We start from the raw sequence: 21,057 nt of genomic DNA on the forward strand, positions 1-21,057 counted from the left end.
CAGCTCTGCGACTGGGCGTGAACAAGGAGGTGTTGCCCATAGACCGCTGGGTCCATAGAAGGATTCGGCTACCCCCGTGTCGCGCCGTGGCTCAACTATAACTGAGGGCACCTCGGGGCAGGAACAGCTGAGGCCCGGAGCAGTGAATGCTCCGGGCCCCAGTTGTGGGTACTACTTGTTAGTTGTACGTGCCAGGCGTGTAGTCGTCTGACGAGAACGTGTCGAAGTCGACGAAGCTCAGGTCGGACTCGCTGAATACCGAGTCATCCGTGAAGATGCGGTTCGGGTAGCGCTCGGCCTTTGCCTCTTCGGTCGCCTCGACGGACACATCGCGGTAGCGCGGGAGACCCGTGCCGGCCGGGATGAGCTTTCCGATGATGACGTTCTCCTTGAGACCCATCAGCGGGTCGGACTTGCCCTCCATGGCGGCCTGCGTGAGAACACGCGTGGTCTCCTGGAACGACGCGGCCGACAGCCACGACTCGGTCGCGAGCGATGCCTTGGTGATACCGAGGATCTCCTGTCGAGCGGACGCGGTTGCACGACCTTCGGTCAGTACAGCGCGGTTGACCTCGTTGTACTTCAGGCGATCGACGAGCTCACCCGGCAGCAGCCCGGTGTCACCGTGGTCGACGACAGTCACCTTGCGGAGCATCTGGCGAACGATGACCTCGATGTGCTTGTCGTGAATCGGAACACCCTGCGAGCGGTAGACGCCCTGCACACCATCGACGAGGTGCAGCTGCACGGCACGGACACCCTTGACGCGAAGAACTTCCTTCGGGTCCAGGTTGCCGACGTGGAGCTGCTGTCCGAGCTCGACGTGCTGGCCATCCTCGATGAGGAGGGTTGCACGACGGAGCACCGGGTACGCGATGGGCTCGTCACCGTTGTCGGGGGTCAGGATCAGCTTGCGGCTGCGGTCCGTGTCCTCGATGGTGATGCGACCGGCGGCCTCGGCGATCGGGGACGCACCCTTGGGGGTACGAGCCTCGAACAGCTCGGTGACGCGCGGCAGACCCTGCGTGATGTCATCGGCGGATGCAACACCACCGGTGTGGAAGGTACGCATCGTGAGCTGCGTTCCGGGCTCACCGATCGACTGGGCCGCGATGATACCGACGGCCTCACCGATGTCGACGAGCAGGCCGGTAGCGAGCGAGCGACCGTAGCAGACGGCACACACACCGACAGCGGACTCACACGTGAGCACCGAACGCACCTTGATGTTGTGCACTCCCGCTGCGAGCAGCGTGTCGAGCAGAACGTCTCCGACGTCGGCGCCGGCTTCGGCGATGACCTTGCCCTTGGCGTCCACTGCATCAGCGGCGAGGCTGCGTGCGTAGACCGAGTTCTCGACGTTGGAGTCGAGCACCCAGGCGCCAGCGGCATCCTGTGCGGCGATCGGCATGTCGAGGCCCTTGGAGGTGCCGCAGTCGTCTTCGCGGATGATGACATCCTGCGAGACGTCAACGAGACGGCGCGTGAGGTAACCCGAGTCAGCCGTGCGGAGCGCGGTGTCGGCGAGGCCCTTACGGGCACCGTGGGTTGCGATGAAGTACTCGGCGACCGACAGTCCCTCGCGGTACGAGGAGATGATCGGGCGAGGGATGATCTCACCCTTCGGGTTCGACACGAGTCCACGCATACCGGCGATCTGGCGAACCTGCATCCAGTTACCGCGGGCACCGGAGGTGACCATGCGGTTGATGGTGTTGTTCTCCGGCATGTTGTCTTCCATCGCCTTGGCGACTTCGGCGGTTGCCTTGTTCCAGATCTCGATGAGCTCCTGGCGACGCTCGGCGTCGGTCGTGAGGCCCTTCTCGAACTGCGACTGAACCTTGGCGGCCTGCTTCTCGTAACCACCGATGATCTCGCGCTTGTTCGGCGGCGTGAGCACGTCGGACAGCGCAACGGTGACGCCCGAGCGGGTCGCCCAGTGGAAGCCGGCGTCCTTGATGCGGTCGAGTGCTGCTGCGACCTCCACCTTGGGGTACCGCTCGGCGAGGTCGTTGACGATCGCGGAGATCTGTCCCTTGTCGGCGACTGCCTCTACGTAGGGGTAGTCGCTCGGCAGAGCCTCGTTGAAGAGTGCGCGACCGAGGGTGGTCGACTGCAGCACAACGTTGCCCTGCTCGAAGCCCTCGGGTGCATCGCCTTCGGCGAAGTGGAGGTTCTCGAGACGGATGCGCACCTTGGCATTGAGGTCGAGCGAGTGCTGGTCGAACGCGAGGATCGCTTCAGCGATCGACGAGAACGCACGGCCTTCGCCCTCCGAACCCTCCTTGAGGGTCGTCATGTGGTGCAGACCGATGATCATGTCCTGTGTGGGCAGGGTCACCGGGCGACCGTCAGACGGCTTCAGGATGTTGTTCGACGCGAGCATGAGGATGCGCGCCTCGGCCTGGGCCTCAACGGACAGCGGCAGGTGGACTGCCATCTGGTCACCGTCGAAGTCGGCGTTGAACGCGGCACACACGAGCGGGTGCAGCTGGATGGCCTTACCCTCCACGAGCTGAGGCTCGAAGGCCTGGATGCCCAGGCGGTGAAGGGTAGGTGCGCGGTTCAGCAGCACGGGGCGCTCGCGGATGATCTCCTCGAGCACGTCCCACACCTGCGGGCGTGAACGCTCGACCATACGCTTGGCGCTCTTGATGTTCTGAGCGTGGCTGAGGTCGATGAGGCGCTTGATCACGAACGGCTTGAACAGCTCGAGTGCCATCTGCTTGGGCAGACCACACTGGTGGAGCTTGAGCTGCGGACCGACGATGATGACCGAACGACCGGAGTAGTCCACGCGCTTTCCGAGCAGGTTCTGGCGGAAACGACCCTGCTTTCCCTTGAGCATGTCGCTCAGGGACTTGAGGGCGCGGTTGCCGGTACCGGTGACGGGGCGTCCACGACGACCGTTGTCGAACAGTGCGTCAACGGCCTCCTGCAGCATGCGCTTCTCGTTGTTCACGATGATCTCGGGGGCACCGAGGTCGAGCAGGCGGCGGAGACGGTTGTTGCGGTTGATCACACGACGGTAGAGGTCGTTGAGGTCGGAGGTCGCGAAGCGGCCACCGTCGAGCTGAACCATCGGGCGCAGCTCAGGCGGGATGACCGGAACGACCTCGAGCACCATGGCGGCCGGCGAGTTGCCGGTCTGCAGGAAGGAGTTGACCACTCGGAGGCGCTTGATGGCGCGGATCTTCTTCTGGCCCTTGCCGTTGGCGATCTGGTCGTGCAGGTCAACGCTCTCGTTGGCCAGGTCGAAGGCCTGCAGGCGCTTCTGGATGGCCTCGGCACCCATGAACGCTTCGAAGTACGTTCCGAAACGGTCCTGGAGGTCGTGGAAGACAGCGTCTTCCGGCTTGAGGTCGCCGACCTTGAGGTTGCGGAAGTCATCCCACACACGCTCGAGCTGGGCGATCTGCTCGTCGAACGACTTGCGGGCCTGACCCATCTCCTTCTCGGCGCCATCCTTCGTGCGGCGCTTCTGGTCGCTCTTGGCGCCTTCGGCCTCAAGAGCTTCGAGGTCTTCCTCGAGCTTCTGGAGACGGTCGGCGATGCGAGCGTCGCGCTGGCCCTCGAGGGTCTTGATCTCGAGGCGGAGCTCGTTCTCAAGTCCGGGCATGTCCTCGTGACGCGCATCCACGTCTACCGAGATGATCATGTACGCGGCGAAGTAGATGACCTTTTCAAGGTCCTTCGGCGCCATGTCAAGCAGGTAGCCGAGGCGCGAGGGAACGCCCTTGAAGTACCAGATGTGGGTGACCGGGGCGGCGAGCTCGATGTGGCCCATGCGCTCGCGGCGCACCGACGACTTCGTGACCTCTACGCCACAGCGCTCACAAACGATGCCCTTGAAGCGCACTCGCTTGTACTTGCCGCAGCTGCACTCCCAGTCACGGCTCGGTCCGAAGATCTGCTCTCCGAAGAGGCCGTCCTTCTCGGGCTTGAGCGTGCGGTAGTTGATGGTTTCGGGCTTCTTGACCTCGCCATGCGACCAACGACGGATGTCGTCAGCGGTAGCGAGACCGATCTTGATTTCGTCAAACGCGTGAACGTCGAGCAATTTATCTTCTCTCTTCGAAAAAAACTGTAGGTTCGTCGAACTCGGGTCGGTCTAGATCTCGTCGATGGACGAGGACTCGAACCGAGTGGAGATGTTGATGCCCAGCTCCTCCGCAGCGCGGAAGACCTCGTCATCCGTGTCGCGCAGGTTCACTACCGAGCCGTCGGCCGAAAGCACTTCGACGTTCAGGCAGAGTGACTGCATCTCCTTGATGAGGACCTTGAAGCTCTCGGGGATACCGGGCTCCTGGATGTTCTCGCCCTTGACGATGGCCTCGTACACCTTGACGCGGCCGAGGATGTCGTCGGACTTGATCGTGAGCAGCTCCTGCAGTGCGTAAGCGGCGCCATAGGCCTCGAGTGCCCAGACCTCCATCTCACCGAAGCGCTGTCCACCGAACTGCGCCTTACCACCGAGCGGCTGCTGCGTGATCATCGAGTACGGACCCGTCGAGCGTGCGTGGATCTTGTCGTCGACAAGGTGGTGCAGCTTGAGGATGTACATGTAGCCCACCGAGATGGGCTGCGGGAACGGCTCACCGGAGCGACCGTCGAACAGACGGGTCTTTCCGGTGGAGTCGATCATGCGCTCGCCGTCACGCGTGAGTGTGGTCGAGTCGAGCAGACCTTCGATCTCCTGCTCCAGGGCGCCGTCGAACACCGGGGTCGCGACCTTGGTGTTCGGTGCAGCCTTGAGAGCGTGCTCCGGGATGCCGGCTGCCCACTTCGGGCTGCCCTTGACTTCCCATCCCTGCTTCGCGATCCACCCGAGGTGGGTCTCGAGAACCTGGCCGAAGTTCATTCGTCCCGGGATACCGAGCGGGTTCAGGATGATGTCGACGGGCGTGCCATCCGCGAGGAACGGCATGTCTTCGACGGGCAGGATCTTCGAGATGACACCCTTGTTGCCGTGACGACCGGCGAGCTTGTCACCCGCGGTGATCTTGCGCTTCTGGGCGATGTACACGACGACGCGCTGGTTGACACCCGAGCCGAGCTCGTCGTCGTTGTCAGCGGAGAACTCCTTGACAGCGATGATCGTGCCCTCTTCACCGTGAGGAACCTTGAGCGAGGTGTCACGCACCTCGCGGCTCTTCTCGTTGAAGATCGCGCGCAGCAGGCGCTCTTCGGCGGAAAGCTCGGTCTCGCCCTTCGGCGTGACCTTTCCGACGAGGATGTCGCCGGGGCGAACCTCTGCACCGATGCGGATGATGCCGCGCTCGTCGAGGTCTGCGAGCAGCTCAGGCGAGACGTTGGGGAGGTCACGGGTGATCTCCTCCTTGCCCAGCTTGGTGTCGCGCGCGTCGACCTCGTACTCCTCGATGTGGATGGACGAGAGAACGTCATCCTTCACGAGGTTCTGGCTCAGGATGATCGCGTCCTCGAAGTTGTGACCCTCCCACGGCATGAATGCCACGAGCAGGTTCTTTCCGAGTGCGAGCTCGCCGTTCTCGGTCGCGGGGCCATCAGCGATGACCTCTCCGGCCTCGATACGGTCGCCGGCGTTGACGATGACGCGGTGGTTGTACGACGTGCCCTGGTTGGAGCGGTCGAACTTGCGCAGGTAGTAGTCCTGCGTTCCACCCTCGTCGAGCTGGATCGTGACGGAGTCAGCGGAGACCTCAGCGACAACACCGGCCTTCTCGGCGGTCAGCACGTCGCCGGCGTCGATGGCCGCGAAGCCCTCCATACCGGTTCCGACGAGCGGGCTCTCCGAGCGCAGCAGCGGAACTGCCTGGCGCTGCATGTTGGCACCCATGAGTGCGCGGTTCGCATCGTCGTGCTCGAGGAACGGGATAAGGGACGTTGCCACCGACACCATCTGGCGCGGCGAGACATCCATGTAGCCGATCTGCTCGGTCGGGATCAGGTCGACCTCGCCACCCTTCTTACGTGCGAGCACGCGGGGGTCGGCGAAGTGAGCGTCTGCCGTCAGCGGTGCGTTTGCCTGGGCGACAACGAAGTCGTCCTCTTCACTCGCCGTGAGGTAGTCGATCGTGGTGGTGACCTTGCCGCCCACGACGCGACGGTACGGGGTCTCGATGAACCCGAACGCGTTGATGCGTGCGAACGACGCGAGCGAACCGATCAGGCCGATGTTCGGGCCTTCCGGAGTCTCGATGGGGCACATGCGGCCGTAGTGCGACGGGTGAACGTCTCGCACCTCGACGCCTGCACGCTCACGCGACAGACCACCCGGACCAAGCGCCGACAGGCGGCGCTTGTGGGTCAGACCCGCGAGCGGGTTGTTCTGGTCCATGAACTGCGAGAGCTGCGAGGTACCGAAGAACTCCTTGATCGCGGCGACGACGGGGCGCACGTTGATCAGGGTCTGCGGGGTGATCGCTTCGATGTCCTGCGTGGTCATGCGCTCGCGAACGACGCGCTCCATGCGGGACAGACCGGTGCGGACCTGGTTCTGGATGAGCTCGCCGACCGCGCGGATGCGACGATTGCCGAAGTGGTCGATGTCGTCCACGTCGAGGCGGATGTCGACCTTCTTGCCGTCACGGACACCCTTGACAGTCGCGAGAGCGTTGTCGTGAACGGTGACGTTCGGGGCGGACGTGTCGTGCAGCGAGACCAGGTACTTGATGGTCGCGATGATGTCCTCGATGCTGAGCACCGAGTCGGTCAGGGCTGCATCGATACCGAGCTTGCGGTTGATCTTGTAACGACCAACCTTCGCGAGGTCGTAGCGCTTCGAGTTGAAGTAGAAGTTGTCGAGGAGGGCGCGGGCGGCCTCGGCGGCAACCTGCTCTCCGGGACGGAGCTTGCGGTAGATGTCCTTGAGGGCTTCTTCCTTGGTGAGGATGTTGTCCTTCTCGAGGGTCAGCTCGATCGACGGGAAGCCCTTGAACTCCTCGAGGATCTGCTCGCTCGTGAGGCCGAGGGCCTTGAGGAAGACGGTCACGCTCTGCTTGCGCTTGCGGTCGATGCGCACGCCGACCTGGTCGCGCTTGTCGATCTCGAACTCGAGCCATGCGCCGCGGCTCGGGATGATGCGAGCGGAGTAGATGTCCTTGTCGGACAGCTTCTCGGGGGTGCGGTCGAAGTAGACACCGGGCGAGCGCACGAGCTGGGACACGACGACACGCTCGGTGCCGTTGATGATGAAGGTTCCCTTGATGGTCATGAGCGGGAAGTCGCCCATGAAGACCGTCTGGGTCTTGATCTCACCGGTGAGGTGGTTCATGAACTCGGCGTTCACGTAGAGCGGTGCGGCGAAGGTCTTGCCGCGCTCCTTGCACTCATCGATCGTGTACTTCGGCTCTTCGAGCTCCGGTCCGGTGAACGACAGCTGCATCGTCTCGCCGAGGTCCTCGATCGGAGAAATCTCCTCGAAGATCTCGTCGAGGCCGCTGCGTGACGGGAGGTCGGTGCGGCCCTGGGCCACACCCTCCGCCGTGCGCGTCTTCCAGACATCGTTGCCGACGAGCCAGTCGAAGCTCTCGGTCTGCAAAGCGAGCAGATCGGGAACCGTCAGGGTGTCAGTAATCTTTGCGAAAGAAAGCCGCGATGCTGCGCGGCCGTTCTTGGTGGACTTTTTGGTGGACGCAGTGCGCGCAGCAGCCAAGGAAATAACCTCCGTGGACCCCGTCGGGTCCTCATGCCGGTAGAAACCGACTGTCGGTAATGAATTTGCTCGCAGGGAACTCGATGAGATCCGCCCCGCCGTTATACTCGGGGCGCTCACGTTGTCCGCAATATGACGACGTGGATGACCTGGGAGCGCAAAGAACCACTCTAGTCCGGAATGACGCGCCGTGTCTACCAAAATCTTGACCTGCATCCTCGATTCGGCTATAAGTACCGCTCCGGCTTCGCGACAGACCTGTATGCCCCGGTAAAGTTCTGGCCATGCGCCCCGTTATCCGCACCTCCGTCCTGTCCCTCACAGCCCTGCTGCTGGCCGCCACCGTGGCCGCGTGTTCATCCCCTGCCCCGGTGAAAGATGCTCCGGATGCCCCGGACTCCTCCTCCACGACCGGCGACCTGTCCGACTTCTCCCCCTATTACCCGGTGGCAGAGGGCAACGCGTGGGAGTACACCGCGACCTACCCGGACCCGGTGGGTATCGTCACCTACACCGAGACCATGACGAAGGTCGAGCAGGACGGCGACGAGGTGCGCGCCACCATCGCGCGCTCCTTCCATTACGAGAACGGCATGAACCCCGACTTCGAACAGGACGTCGAGTACGTCTTCCACGAGGACGGCTCGCTCACCGTGCCGTACCAGTCGCTGCCCGACACCTCGGGCGCGAAGGTGACCGTGAAGAGCGGCGAGCTCGTCTGGCCGAGCACCAAGGAGTTCGAGGCCGCGACACCGAAGACCGGAACCATCGAGCTGACCTCCGAGGCCGCGGGCGTATCGCTCGACCTGAGCGCCGCATTCACGATCACCGGAGCCGGGGTCGAATCGGTGACGGTCAAGGCCGGCGACTTCGAGTCCCGCAAGCTCGCGCAGTCGATCGAGATCTCGGTGCCCTCCCTCAGCGAGGAGACGTTCACCGTCGACACGACGACCTGGCTCGCGGAGGGCACCGGCATGGTGCGCACCGAGATCCCCGGCCTGTTCGGCGCCGGCGCGACAACGGTCGAGCTCGTGAAGTTCACGCCCGCCTCCTGACCCGAAACAGCAAAAAGTGCTCCAACCCGACACGGGTGGAGCACTTTTCGCTGTTTGGTCAGCGCAGCTTCGTACCGAAGACCTGCGCCTTCACGAGGGGCTTTACCGCTGAGCTGAAGGACTTGTCGACGAAGTAGTCCTTGAGCCGGTCATCCAGAAGCTCATTGCCGATTGCGGCCATGATCATCGACTGGTCGAGGCTCAGGTAGCGGTCGGCAACCGTGTCACTGCCCACCGCGACCGCATCGTAGAAGCCGCCGGGGCCGTAGGCGCCGAGCGTGTTCTTGATGCCGGACAGGTTGGAGAGCACGGCCTTCTTGTTGTAGGGCAGGGCGAGGAACGCGGCGTGCGGCGTCACCACGCCGTCACCGAACTCCGGCGAGGGATTGGTCGCCTCGCGGCAGCCCTCGTAGCCGACGTCGACGTTCGTCTTCTCGACGTCACTGCCGTAGCCGTCGGAGGAGATGCCGATCTCCTCGACTCCGTACTCCCGGTATTCGGCGAACGGGTCACTCGCGGGCGAGAAGCCCCAGTAGCCGTAGTCGGCCTCCTTCATGCCGTGGTGGATCTGCGCCTTCACGGTAGCCGGGTGGTTGAGACCCCACGAGCGCGGACCCCAGTCGGCCTCGGGCACGAAGAGGTCGGGCATCAGCGCTTCGAACATGCTGCCGCCCCAGGCCGGAACGAGCTTCATGCCCGCGTAGGAATAGGTGCCCTCGTAGACATCGACACCGAGGTAGTTGCGGGTGACGCCGGTCGGCTTCTGCTCCTGCCAGCCGAAGTCGCATCCCTTGTCGGGCATGGTGCGGTAGGTGCCGTAGTACGCGGTCGGCGGGATGTCGCCCTTCGCGATGCCGATGTACGTCGCGATGCGCGCCTCGCTCACCGAGGTGTCGTACCAGTGGCAGGTGTAGAAGACGTCGGCGCCGGTGGAACCGTAATTGTCCGGCACGGCGCAGCCGTCCCCGGGAGGCGCGACCCAGAAGCCGCCGCGGTTGAGGCTGACCCCTTCGCGGGCATTGAGGTCATGGAACCATCCGAAGTCCATGTCGTCGTAGAGCGACAGTGCTCGGGATGACAGGCGCGGCTCCCCCTCCGCGACCACGCGCAGCGCCGTGGCAAGCCAGCCGTTGTCGACGGTGGAGAGGAACGGGTGCACGACGTCCCCGCTGCTCGGCCAGGTCACGAGTTTCGCGCCATCGCTCGGCGCGTACCAGTTGTAGAACATGCCGCTCGGTTCGTGCTTCTCCATCGTCTCAAGGGAGGAGAGCGTTGCGGCAAGGCGAGCGCGGGCATCCTTCTTCGAAATGATGCCGAGGTCACGCGCGACCAGTGTCGACCACAGGTAGCCGCCGATGTTGGTGGGGCTCGTGTAGCCGGCGGGTGCGCTGAGATCGCCCTCGATGTTGTCGGCGGTGAGGCCGGTCGCCGGGTCGGTCATTGCTGCGAGGGACGTCCAGGTGTCCTTCGCGTATCTCTGAAGCTGCCGGTCTCCGGACCCACCCCCGCCGGCGCTTGCAGACAGCGGTGGGGCGACCAGAACGGCGGCGAGGCCGATGGCGATGGACGTGCGGATGACGCGGCGCATGGAAACTCCCTTGTTCCTTGGTTATTCCACGGTCGCACGCAAACCGAACACCCGCAAGGTTTTGGAGCCAACGCACAGGTCGCCCCGAACCCGCGAAAAGTGCTCCACCGGGCGGCGGGTGGAGCACTTTCCGTCGGTTGGTGTGGCAGGGTCGGGGGGTGACAGAAATCGCCGCGATCGACCTGAAGCTCAGCGGCTACCGCGCCGTCATCGAGGACGACCGCTGGGTTCCGGGCAGCTTCAGCCTCGTCGTCGACGGCACACCCCAGTCGCACGTGAACGCCGACGACCCCAGCCAGCTGTTCTTCGAGTACATCCAGCGCATGGGGCACGTGATCGACCAGCTCGGCCTGCCCGGGCAGCCGCTGACCGCGGTGCACCTCGGCGCCGGCGCGCTCACCATCCCCCGTTACGTCGAGGCCACCCGCCCGGGCTCGCGGCAGCAGGTGATCGAGCTCGAACAGGACCTCGTCGACCTGGTGCGCACGCACATCCCGTGGCCGAAGTCCGCGTCGATCCGGGTGCGCTACGGCGACGCGCGCGACGTCGTGATCCGCCTGCCCGAAGGGTTGCGCGAGAGCGCCGACCTGCTCGTCATCGACATCTTCAGCGGCGCCCGCACCCCGGCCCACGTCACGAGCGTCGAGTTCTACCGCGAGGCGTGCACGCTCCTGCGCCCCGGCGGTGTGGTGCTGGTGAATGTGGCGGATGGCCCGGGGCTCGCCTTCGCGCGGTCGCAGGCAGCAACGCTGCTCGAGGTCACCGGCAACGTCGCGGCCCTCGCGGAGACGTCGATTCTCAAGGGCCGCCGCTTCGGCAACGTGGTGCTCGTCGGATCGAACGCGCCGCTCCCCCTCGAGTGGATGCCGCGGCTCCTCGCCGGCGGCCCGCACCCCTCCAAGCTCGTAGCCGGAACGGAGCTGCGCGACTTCATCGCCGGCGCCTCCGTGACCACGGACGCCACCGCGGCACCCTCGCCGCTCCCCTCGAAGAGCATCTTCCAGGTCAAGCCCCGCTCCGACTGAGTCGCTGCCACCCGTTCTCGGGGTGGAACGCTTATTCTGAACCAAGCACTATCGCATCTGGAGTTCTCGTGACCATCATTCTCGGCTACGACCTCATCACCCTTCGTGAGAGGTTCGACCCTGAGGCTGCCGAAGAGCGCCTCGCCGAACTCGGCGAGCTGCGCAGCCGCGAGGCCCTCAACGAGAAGGTCGGCCTGCTGCGTATCCTCGGCCGGCTCGACGAGGCCTGGACGATCGCCAATGAGGCCATGCGCCAGGCCCGCTTCACGGGTGACCGCGAGGAGCTGCTGCGCGCACGGGTGCGTCGCGCCCAGGTGCTGCAGTTCCAGGGCAAGCTCGACGCCGCCCTCATCGACCTGAGCGATTGTGTGGTCGAGGCGCACGCGCACGGCTGGGCAACCGCCGAGTCCTTCGCCCTGCAGCACCGCGGCAAGGTGCACTTCGACCTCGAGGACTACACGGCGGCCCGCGCCGATTTCCGTGACTCGCTCACCCTGCGCGTGCAGGTGAAGGCGCCGAGCGACCAGATCGACAGTTCGATGGTCGCCATCGCCGTCACCGAGTCATTCATGGAGAAAGCGGACCTGCAGAAGGCAGAACTCGACCGCATCGCGGCGGAGGTCGCTCCCGAGGGGGAGCCCGAGTGACGCGTCATCCTCTTCTGATCGGCATTGCCGTCGTCGCCCTGCTGGCCGGCTGTACCGCACCCGGCCCCGGCCCGAATGGCCTCGCCCCGGGAGACGCCGAGGGTGTGCAGCCCGCGGGAGACGCCGAGGTCATCGCGAGCGACCTCACCACGCCATGGTCGCTGGTGCGTATGTCCGATGGCAGCACGCTGATCAGTGAACGGGATACCGCTCTCGTGCGACAGCTGCAGCCCGATGGGGAGTACGGCGACGACCTCGTCATCGACGACGTGGTGCCGGGCGGCGAGGGCGGCCTGCTGGGTATCGCGGTCGACCCGGAGGAGCAGTTCCTCTACTACTACGCGACCGCGGCCGACGACAACCGGGTGCTGCGGGCAGAGCTCTCGAACGACGACGGCTGGTCGATCGGCGAGCCCGAGGTGATCCTCGAGGGGATGGCGAAGGCCGGCAACCACAACGGCGGCCGAATCGCGTTCGGGCCTGACGGCATGCTGTACATCACGGCGGGCGACGCCGGCGACCCGGATCGCGCACAGTCGCTCGACTCGCTGGGCGGCAAGATCCTGCGGGTCGAGCCGGACGGCGCGATCCCCACCGACAACCCGTTCGAGGGCTCCCCCGTGTACTCGCTCGGTCACCGCAACCCGCAGGGCATCGCGTGGGACGACGAGGGGCAGTTATTCGCCGCCGAGTTCGGACAGAACACCTGGGACGAGTTCAACCGCATCGACGCCGGATCCAACTACGGCTGGCCGATCGTCGAGGGCATCGGCGAGGTCGAGGGATTCGTCGACCCGCTCTACCAGTGGCCGACCAGCCAGGCGAGCCCGAGCGGGCTGCTCTACACGCAGGGCACCTTCTTTCTCGCGGCTCTGCGCGGCGAACGCGTCTGGGTGCTCTACCTCGACGGCGACCGGGTGAGCGCGGTGTCGTGGTTCGAGGGCGAGCACGGTCGCATCCGCCATGCCGCCGAGGGCCCGGACGGCTCACTGTGGCTGCTCACGAGCAACACCGACGGCAACGGTGACCAGCGCGAGGGTGCCGACCAGCTGCTGCAGTACCGGCTGAACGAGCTCGTCGAGGGCTGAGTCCTGTGGACGCTCGCGGCGGGGAGTCACCCGCTCGGGCTAGCCTTAACGAATGGCTGATCTCGACCGCGTGCGCCACTGGGCCGTTGCCCTCATCGCGCTGCACCTCGACGACAGCTGGAGCTTCCGCTTCGACAACGCCAAGACCCGTGCGGGGCTCTGCAACTACACCGACAAGCGCATCTCGGTATCGAAGTACCTCGCCGCCCGCTACGAAGACGACGAGATCCACCAGGTGCTGCTTCACGAGGTCGCCCACGCCATGGCGGGTTCGCGCGCGGGCCACGGGGCGAAGTGGAAGTCCGTTGCGGCCGATCTCGGTTACGAGGGAAAGCGCCTGCACTCCGGTGCGATCGCCGACGAGTTCGCCCCGTGGGTCGGGCACTGCCCGGCCGGTCACGTGCACTACCGCTACCGGGCGCCCACGCGAATGCTCGCCTGCGGCAAGTGCTCGAGGCGGTTCAGCCTCGACCACGCGATCACCTGGAAGAAGCGCTAGCTCCCAGTTCGCCCGCCACGTGCTCGGCGACGAGCTTCCAGTGGCCGAGCATCATCTTGCGTTCGTTGCGGTCGGCGAGCTTCTCGTGGTGGAAGGAGATGGTCGTGCCGGTCACGGCCTCCTTGACGCGCACCTGCAGCGTCGTCGGGTGCGGCCAGTCTTCGGGATGCCACGTGAGCCTGATCATCGCATTCTCGCCGTAACTGCGCACCTCGCCCGAAACGCCATCCCGGGTCTTATAGGGCTTGCCCTTCTCGCGCGGGAGCGTGACCTCGCCGAGCCACAGCGCGACACCTTCGCCCATGAGGAACTCCCAGACCGCGGGCAGGTCTGCAGGTACCGTCGTGCGCACGCCGACCTCCCAGCCCGCGTCCTTGGTCTTGCCGGTGGTGTCTTCTGCGTGTGCCATGTAACCAACTATACTGGTTACCATGCGACACGCGACAGGGCCCGTCCGTCCGACCGGCCAGTGGTTCACCTCGCGTGACGGTCACCGCTGGTGGTTCGACTCCGGAGCGCAGGCGCTCGACTTCGCCTACACGGGCGGAATGGGCGACGGACGCAGTGCGTGGGAGCTCATGCACGGGGCATCCGACCTCGCCAGCTGGTTCGAGGGCCGCTTCGACGAGGTGACACGGGATGTCACGGACCGCGAGTTCTCCGACGCCCTCGGCCTGCGCGGCGCAATAGCCCGGGCCGTGACCGCCGTGAGTCGCGGGGCGGCGCCCGACGGCGAAGACGTGGACGTCATCAACCTGTTCGCGGCGACGCCCGACATCCCGCCCGCACTCGAGGGTGGCACCCGCCAGGCGGGACGAACCCGCGCCCGCGTCGGCCAGGCGATGTCCGAGCTCGCGCGCGAGGCCGTCGACCTGCTCGGCGATGACGGTCGGGAGCGGATCCGGGAGTGCGCCGCAGCGGACTGCCAGATCGTCTTTTACGACGAGTCCCGCTCGAACAATCGCCGCTGGTGCTCGATGCAGCGATGCGGCAACCGCGCCAAGGTGCGCGCACATCGTGCGAAAACCGCTTAGCCGAGGTCGCGGATCACTATCGAGTTCACCCTGCTGAGCTTCTGGTCGAAGGTCACCTCGTAGGGGATGACCTCTTCCCACGCGTCGCCATCCAGCTCCTGGAGGGAGCGCGTGAAGTGCACGTCGTACGACACGGTGACGCTTTCGGCTGTGTTGTCGAGAACCTCCCAGTCGTCGATGGTCACCGCGCTGTCGAGCACCGTCTGGTTGCCGTTGCTCACACTCGTCGCGGCGGCCGCAACGGTCTCGAAGGGGGCGTCCGAGAGAAAGACGTCGTTGACAATCGACAGGCCCGCGATCCGGTCGATCAGCTCGCCCTCGTCGGCTCGCGGGTTCATCTGCAGACCGTCGATGCCCTGCAGCTCCTCGGCGAGCGCGGCGCCGAATCGGTCGAGTGCCTCGTCGTCGGGTTCGGGCACTGTCGCGCAACCCGCGAGCACAACGGTAAGCAGAAGGATCGGGGTCGCGCGCGCGAGCTTCATGACGGGGAGACTACTCCACGACGGTGAAACCAACCGTGTGCAGTACGTCATCCCGAGACGACGGACCGATGAGCAGCTCGAACTCGCCGGGCTCGACCACACGGTTACCTGCGGCATCGACGATGGTGCACTCCGCAACGGAGACCTCCAGCTCGACGACGATCGACTGCCCCGGCGCGAGGTCGACGTGGCGGTAGGCCTTGAGCTCCTTGTCCGCCCAGCTGGCCGAGGTGACGCAGTCGCGCACGTAGACCTGCACGACCTCGTGGGCAGGGCGGGTGCCCGAGTTGCGCAAGCGGACAGTGGCACGCACCGTGTCACCGGCGGTCACCCTCGGTGTCGAGATGGCCGCCCGGTCGTACTCGACCGTTGTGTAGCTGAGCCCCTCGCCGAACGCGAAGGCCGGGCGCTGGGTGAGATCTGCGTACCGGTCGCCGTGCTGGCCGCGGATCTGGTTGTAATAGGTGGGCTGCTGGCCGACGTGCTCGGCGAAGGAGATCGGCAGCCGACCGGTGGGCTCGATGCGACCGAGCAGAAGCTCGGCGATCGCGAGACCACCCTGCATGCCGGGGTTGGCGACCCACACGAGTGAGGCGTCGCGCACGGCGTCGGGCAACACAAGCGGCTTGGAGGCGAGAAGCACGATGACGAGCGGGGTGCCGGTCGCGGCGAGCGCCTCGAGCAGGGCCCGCTGCCCGCCGATGAGCTCGAGCGTCGCGGTCGAGCGGCCCTCCCCGACCAGTTCGATGCGATCACCGACAACGGCGACGACCACGTCGGCATCCTGCGCGGCAGCAACGGCCGCGGCGATCCGCTGCGCGTCGGGCTCGGCCGGCACCACGATCTGCGGCCGGGGCTGTCCGTCGAGGAAAAGTGCGCCGGCCGGATTGTCGGCGAGGGTGAGGATGTCTGCACCGACCTCGTGGGTGACGGTCCAGTCGGCGGGTGCGAGCTGCCGCAGCCCGTCGAGCACGGTGCTGATCTGCTCGCGCGGGTGACCGTCGTCGAGCCAGTCGACCTGGCCGGAGGACCCGGCCCAGTCGCCGAGCTGGGTCTGAGCGTCGTCGGCGAGGGGGCCGACCACGGCGATCCGGCGTGCCGCGCCTTCCACGGGGAGGGTGCCGTCATTGCGCAGCAGCACGAGCGAACGCCGGGCGACCTCGAGGTTGAGGGCGGTGTGATCCGGTGCGGCCATGACCGCCCCGATGCGCTCGTCGTCGGGCATCCGCGGGTTCTCGAACAGCCCCAGGTCGAACTTGAGGGTCAGGATGCGCTCGATCGCCCGGTCGAGATCCGTCTCCGCGAGCAGGCCGAGCGCAACCGCATCCAGGGCACCCTCGAAGAACGCCGGGGTCGTCATGACCATGTCGTTGCCCGCGCGGATCGCCGCCGCGGCTGCGTGCGCGTGGTCGGGCTGGATCTTCTGCTCCCACACCATGCGGCCGACGTTGTCCCAGTCGGTGATGAGGGTGCCGGTGTAGCCCCACTCGCCGCGCAGCACGTCGTTCAGCAGCCAGTTGTTCAGCGTGATCGGCACACCGTCGGTGGTCTGGTAGCCGATCATGAACGTCGCGCAGCCGGCCCGCGCCACCCGCTCGAACGGCGGCAGGAACCAGGAGCGAAGCTTGCGGTGGGAGATGTCGGCCTCGCTCGCATCACGCCCGCCCTGCGTCTCGGAGTACCCGGCGAAGTGCTTCGCCGTGGCGAGAATAGCTGTCGTGTCGCCAAGGCCATCGCCCTGGTAGCCGCGCACCATGGCCGCAGCGAGTTCGCCGATGAGGAACGGGTCTTCGCCGAAGGTCTCATCGATGCGGCCCCAGCGCAGATCGCGCGCGACGCACAGCACGGGTGAGAAGGTCCAGTGGATGCCCGTGGCCGCCACCTCGATGGCCGTCACCCGGGCGACCCGTTCGACCAGGGCTGGATCCCACGTGGCCGCCATCCCGAGCTGCGTCGGAAAGATCGTCGCGCCCTCCCAGAAGGAGTGACCGTGGATGCAGTCCTCGCCGACGATGAGCGGGATGCGCAATCGCGTCTCGCGTGTGAGTTCTGCGGCGCGCAGCACCCGCTCGGGCGACGTGTGCAGGATCGACCCGGCGAAGCGCTCGAGCACGATGTGATCGAGGTCCTCCCGGGCGTCGAACTGCATCATCTGGCCGACCTTCTCGGGCAGCGTCATGCGCCCGACGAGGTCGGCGACGCGCACCGAGGTCGGCAGCGAGACGTCGAGATAGGGCAGGAGGTCGGTGTGCAGGGTCATCGGGCTTCGTTCGTCGGAGTCGTGCGCACTGCGGTCACGGTGTCGTTGATGTTGAGACCCTTCTTCTTCATGGCGCGCGCACGCTCGCCCGCCGAGCGCAGGCGCGGGTTGACGTACTCGTCGATGCCGAAGTTGATGAGGGAGAGCGCGACGCCGATGGCGGCGATGCAGAGGCCCGGGGGCAGGTACCACCACCACTGGTTCTGCCGGAACGCGCCCTGGGCGCTGGCCCAGTTGAGGATCGTGCCCCAGTTGTAGGTCGTCACCGGGATCACGCCGATGTACGACAGTGTGGTGAGGCCGAGGATCGCGGCGGTCACCGTGCCGACGAAGCTCGCGGCGATGAGGGCCATCAGGTTCGGCAGCATCTCGACAGTGATGATGCGGTGCAGCGGTTCGCCGTTGGCGCGCGCCGCCTGGATGAAGTCGCGATTGCGCAGCGACATGGTCTGCGCGCGCAGCACTCGCGCGCCCCATGCCCAGCCGATGAGGCCGAGCACGGCCGCGATGACCCACAGCGGCGGATCCTCGAACATCGAGGCCACGATGATGATCAGCGGAAGACCCGGGATCACGAGGAAGACGTTGGTCAGAGCCGAGAGCCCCTCGCTCCGCCAGCCGCTGAGGTAGCCGGAGATCACGCCGACCACGATCGCGATGATCGTCGCGATGATCGCGGCCAGGAAGCCGACCACGATCACGCCGCGGGTGCCGTGGATCACCTGGCTGAGAACGTCTTCGCCGATGTGGGTTGTGCCGAGCCAGTGCTCGGGGGTCGGCGGCGAGAACCGCGCGCCGGGGTCGAGCTGGGTCGGGCTGTAGGGCGCGAGCACGTCCGCGAAGATCGCGACGAGCACAAAGAAGCCGAGGATGACGAGACCCGCGATCGACTTGCGGTTGCGGAACATCGCGAAGGCGGAACCGAACCGCAGGCGCACGGTCGAGGTCGGGACGATGGTCAGTGGAGCGGTCATGGCTTAGGCACCCGTCTGGCGTGTACGTGGATCGAGGAACGCGTAGGCGACGTCGGCGAGCACATTCGCGACGAGTACGGAGAGCGTGATGACGAGGAAGACCCCCTGCATCAGCGCGTAGTCCTTGGCGTTGGTGGCGTCGAGCAGCAGCTTGCCGACCCCCGGGTAGCTGAAGACCATCTCCATCACGATCGTGCCGCCGACGATGAAGCCGATCGACAGCGCGAAGCTCTGCACCTGCGGCAGCACGGCATTGCGGGCCGCGTACCCCCACAGCACGCGGCGGTTCGGCATTCCCTTGGCCTGCGCGACCATGATGTAGTCCTCGTCGAGCACGGTGAGCATCATGTTGCGCATGCCGAGCATCCAGCCGCCGAGCGAGGCGATGATGATCGTCACCGCGGGCAGGAAGCCGTGGTGCAGCACCTGCCCGATGAACTCGAGAGTCCACTCCGGACTCATCCCGACCCCGTAGGCCTTGCCGATCGGGAACCACCTGAGGTTGACCGAGAACACGGCGATCGCGAGCAGCCCCAGCCAGAAGTAGGGGATCGTGCTGAGGAAGGTGGTGATCGGGATCAGCGCGTCGAGTCTGCTGCCACGTCGCCAGCCGACGATCGCGCCACCGATCGTGCCGATCGCGAACGAGACGATCGTGGCGAACCCGACGAGCCCCACGGTCCACGGGAGCGACTGGCTGATGACCTCGGCCACCGGGCGCAGTCCATGCAGGAGAGAGACGCCCAGGTCGCCACGCAGCAGGTGCGACCAGTAGTCGATGTACTGCTCGAAGAGCGACTTGTCGGTGTCCAGCCCGAGCAGCGCGCGCAATCCGTCGGCCGCCTCGGGGCTGATGTTGCGGTTGCGGGCGAGGTAGGCCGAGACGGCGTCGCCCTTCATCATGCGTGGCAGGAAGAAGTTGATCGTCACCGCCGCCCAGAGGGTGAACAGGTAGAACAGCGCGCGACCGCCGAGGAACCGCCAAGGGATGCGCGAGTGTCCCTTGCTCGCGGTCGTCGCGGTGGTGCCGACCTCGAGAGCATCGATGGTGTCGGTGTTGTTATCTCCCGAGGGAAGCGGTGCTTCCTCGGTGGGGATCTGGGGCTGCAGTGCGGTCATCGGTCGCCTCCCGCGGTACCGGACGAGCTTCCGGACATCGACGCGAAGAACTTCTCCGGGTCGGGACTCGCGGCTCTCAGTTGCTGTGTGTACGGGTGCTGTGGGCGCAGGATGACGTCATCGGCCGACCCGCTCTCCACGATGCGCCCCTGGTTGAGCACGATGATCTCGTTGCTGAAGTGCCGGGCCGTCGCGAGATCGTGGGTGATGTACAGCACACCCAGCCCCTCCTCGCGCTGCAGGTCGGCGAGCAGGTTCAGCACGCCCAACCGGATCGACACGTCGAGCATCGAGACCGGTTCATCCGCCACCAGGAATTTCGGGCGGGAGGCGAGGGCGCGCGCGATCGCGACGCGCTGGCGCTGGCCGCCAGAGAGTTCGTGGGGACGCCGTTCGGCGATGGAGTACGGCAGGCGCACACGGCCGAGCAGTCGGGCGACCTCGTCGTCGAGCTCGTCTTTGGGCACCACGCGGTCGAGGCGCAACGGGCGCTCCACGTGGTGGCGCACCGAGTGGTACGGGTTGAGCGAGGCGAACGGGTCCTGGAAGACCATACGCAGCTGCTGGCGGTAGGAGCGCAGTCCGCTGCCGTGCCGCGGGATCGGAGTGCCATCGATACGAACCTCGCCGCTTGAGGGCGTCTCGAGCTGCGTGAGGATCTTGGCGATCGTGGACTTGCCGCTGCCGGACTGGCCCACGAGGCCGATCGTCTGTCCGGATTCGAGGGTGAAGCTGACGTCATCCAGAGCCTTGATCTGGCCCGCGCCGCGAACCGTATAGATCTTGGTGACGGCGTCGAATTCGAGGAGGCTCATCGTGAGACCAGTCCTTTCTCACCGGTGAGGCGGGGGAACGACGACAGCAGCTTCTTCGTGTAGTCGTCCTGCGGGTCGGACCAGATGCGCTCTGCCGTGTTGATCTCCACGATCTCGCCCTCGCGCATGATGGCGATGCGGTCGCTGATCTCGAGCAGCAGCGGGAGGTCATGGGTGATGAAGATGACCGAGAAGCCGAACTTGTGGCGCAGCTCGGAGATCTGGCGCAGGATCTCGCGCTGTACGAGCACGTCGAGCGCGGTGGTCGGCTCGTCCATGACCATGAGCTGGGGGCGGAGCGCGAGGGCCATGGCGATCATGACGCGCTGGCGCATGCCGCCCGAGAGTTCGTGCGGGAACGAGCGACGGCGCTCGCCTCCCACCTTGACGATTTCGAGCAGTTCGACGACGGCGTCGCGACGCTCCGACTTCGACATGGCCGGGCGGTGCACCTGGTAGACGTCCTCGAGTTGTGAACCGATCGTCGCTACCGGGTTGAGCGCGTTCATGGCGCCCTGGAAGACCATCGAGATCTTGTCCCACCGGAAACGACGCAGCTCCTCGACATCGAGCTGGCTGATCTCGACGTCTTCGCCCGAGCCGTCGTGGAAGACGACCGAGCCGCTCGTGATCACGGCCGGCGCCTTGAGCAGGCGCTGGATGCCGTAGGCGAGTGTGGTCTTGCCGCAGCCGCTCTCCCCCGCGAGGCCAAGGATCTCTCCCCGCCGCAGAGTGAAGTCGACATTCCGCACGGCCTCGACCGGCGGTTCGACGTCGTACATGACGGAGAAGTTGTTTACGGAAAGGAGGGCGTCGCTCATCGTTGGGTGTTCGC

The 21,057-nt window shown here is 65.8% G+C and carries 16 protein-coding genes; 6 read left to right on the forward strand and 10 right to left on the reverse strand.

Annotation, left to right across the window (positions count from 1 at the left end; translation table 11 throughout):
- Positions 1 to 178 precede the first annotated feature (178 nt).
- Both EYE40_RS10920 and rpoB read right to left on the reverse strand, forming a co-directional pair.
- Complete coding sequence (locus EYE40_RS10920; RefSeq protein WP_130981970.1) at positions 179 to 4,060, reverse strand: DNA-directed RNA polymerase subunit beta'; 3,882 nt, start codon at positions 4,058 to 4,060, stop codon at positions 179 to 181.
- 51 nt (positions 4,061 to 4,111) lie between these two features.
- Positions 4,112 to 7,636 (reverse strand): DNA-directed RNA polymerase subunit beta, encoded by a 3,525-nt coding sequence (gene rpoB / locus EYE40_RS10925; protein WP_130981971.1) that lies wholly within the window; start codon positions 7,634 to 7,636, stop codon positions 4,112 to 4,114.
- 284 nt (positions 7,637 to 7,920) lie between these two features.
- On the opposite strand from rpoB, the gene EYE40_RS10930 reads away from it, so the two are divergent.
- On the forward strand, positions 7,921 to 8,691 hold the full coding sequence (locus EYE40_RS10930) for a TapB family protein (protein ID WP_130981972.1): 771 nt from the start codon (positions 7,921 to 7,923) through the stop codon (positions 8,689 to 8,691).
- Positions 8,692 to 8,749: 58 nt separating this feature from the next.
- Here the strand turns inward: EYE40_RS10930 and EYE40_RS10935 are convergent, their stop codons facing one another.
- Complete coding sequence (locus EYE40_RS10935; protein ID WP_130981973.1) at positions 8,750 to 10,279, reverse strand: glucoamylase family protein; 1,530 nt, start codon at positions 10,277 to 10,279, stop codon at positions 8,750 to 8,752.
- Positions 10,280 to 10,461: 182 nt separating this feature from the next.
- Between EYE40_RS10935 and EYE40_RS10940 the strand changes: the two genes are divergently transcribed.
- The 4 genes from EYE40_RS10940 to EYE40_RS10955 all read left to right on the forward strand — a co-directional run bounded on the left by EYE40_RS10940 (position 10,462) and on the right by EYE40_RS10955 (position 13,538).
- Complete coding sequence (locus EYE40_RS10940) at positions 10,462 to 11,304, forward strand: spermidine synthase (protein ID WP_420810070.1); 843 nt, start codon at positions 10,462 to 10,464, stop codon at positions 11,302 to 11,304.
- A gap of 68 nt (positions 11,305 to 11,372) precedes the next feature.
- Complete coding sequence (locus EYE40_RS10945; protein ID WP_240034796.1) at positions 11,373 to 11,951, forward strand: hypothetical protein; 579 nt, start codon at positions 11,373 to 11,375, stop codon at positions 11,949 to 11,951.
- Positions 11,948 to 13,039 carry a PQQ-dependent sugar dehydrogenase gene (locus EYE40_RS10950; RefSeq protein WP_130981975.1) on the forward strand — a complete coding sequence of 364 codons (1,092 nt, stop codon included), beginning with the start codon at positions 11,948 to 11,950 and terminating at the stop codon, positions 13,037 to 13,039. Before EYE40_RS10945 ends, EYE40_RS10950 begins: the two co-directional genes overlap by 4 nt.
- A 52-nt stretch (positions 13,040 to 13,091) precedes the next feature.
- Positions 13,092 to 13,538, forward strand: coding sequence for a SprT-like domain-containing protein (locus EYE40_RS10955; protein ID WP_130981976.1), 447 nt, complete (start codon positions 13,092 to 13,094; stop codon positions 13,536 to 13,538).
- Here EYE40_RS10955 and EYE40_RS10960 read toward each other — a convergent pair.
- Positions 13,519 to 13,947 carry an SRPBCC domain-containing protein gene (locus tag EYE40_RS10960; RefSeq protein WP_161972380.1) on the reverse strand — a complete coding sequence of 143 codons (429 nt, stop codon included), beginning with the start codon at positions 13,945 to 13,947 and terminating at the stop codon, positions 13,519 to 13,521. The two genes, EYE40_RS10955 and EYE40_RS10960, sit on opposite strands and share 20 nt — an antisense overlap.
- Positions 13,948 to 13,969: 22 nt before the next feature.
- Here EYE40_RS10960 and EYE40_RS10965 point away from each other — a divergent pair, with 22 nt between their 5' ends.
- Positions 13,970 to 14,572 carry a CGNR zinc finger domain-containing protein gene (locus EYE40_RS10965; RefSeq protein ID WP_130981978.1) on the forward strand — a complete coding sequence of 201 codons (603 nt, stop codon included), beginning with the start codon at positions 13,970 to 13,972 and terminating at the stop codon, positions 14,570 to 14,572.
- Here EYE40_RS10965 and EYE40_RS10970 read toward each other — a convergent pair.
- From EYE40_RS10970 to EYE40_RS10995, 6 genes are read right to left on the reverse strand one after another with little or no spacing between them, the layout of a single operon-like run.
- A complete protein-coding gene (locus tag EYE40_RS10970; RefSeq protein WP_130981979.1) occupies positions 14,569 to 15,054 on the reverse strand; it encodes a hypothetical protein in 486 nt (161 codons plus the stop codon). The two genes, EYE40_RS10965 and EYE40_RS10970, sit on opposite strands and share 4 nt — an antisense overlap.
- 10 nt (positions 15,055 to 15,064) lie before the next feature.
- Positions 15,065 to 17,314, reverse strand: a complete 2,250-nt coding sequence (locus EYE40_RS10975) for an exo-beta-d-1,3/1,6-glucosidase (RefSeq protein WP_130981980.1) — start codon at positions 17,312 to 17,314, stop codon at positions 15,065 to 15,067.
- Positions 17,311 to 18,288: an ABC transporter permease gene (locus EYE40_RS10980; RefSeq protein ID WP_130981981.1), complete on the reverse strand. Its 978-nt coding sequence runs from the start codon at positions 18,286 to 18,288 to the stop codon at positions 17,311 to 17,313. The genes EYE40_RS10975 and EYE40_RS10980 overlap by 4 nt, the downstream gene beginning before the upstream one ends.
- 3 nt (positions 18,289 to 18,291) lie before the next feature.
- Positions 18,292 to 19,407, reverse strand: coding sequence for an ABC transporter permease (locus tag EYE40_RS10985; RefSeq protein ID WP_130981982.1), 1,116 nt, complete (start codon positions 19,405 to 19,407; stop codon positions 18,292 to 18,294).
- Complete coding sequence (locus EYE40_RS10990) at positions 19,404 to 20,222, reverse strand: ABC transporter ATP-binding protein (protein ID WP_130981983.1); 819 nt, start codon at positions 20,220 to 20,222, stop codon at positions 19,404 to 19,406. The genes EYE40_RS10985 and EYE40_RS10990 overlap by 4 nt, the downstream gene beginning before the upstream one ends.
- Positions 20,219 to 21,043, reverse strand: a complete 825-nt coding sequence (locus EYE40_RS10995) for an ABC transporter ATP-binding protein (RefSeq protein WP_130981984.1) — start codon at positions 21,041 to 21,043, stop codon at positions 20,219 to 20,221. The genes EYE40_RS10990 and EYE40_RS10995 overlap by 4 nt, the downstream gene beginning before the upstream one ends.
- Positions 21,044 to 21,057: the final 14 nt, after the last annotated feature.

It is taken from the genome of Glaciihabitans arcticus (assembly GCF_004310685.1).
Classification (GTDB): domain Bacteria; phylum Actinomycetota; class Actinomycetes; order Actinomycetales; family Microbacteriaceae; genus Conyzicola; species Conyzicola arctica.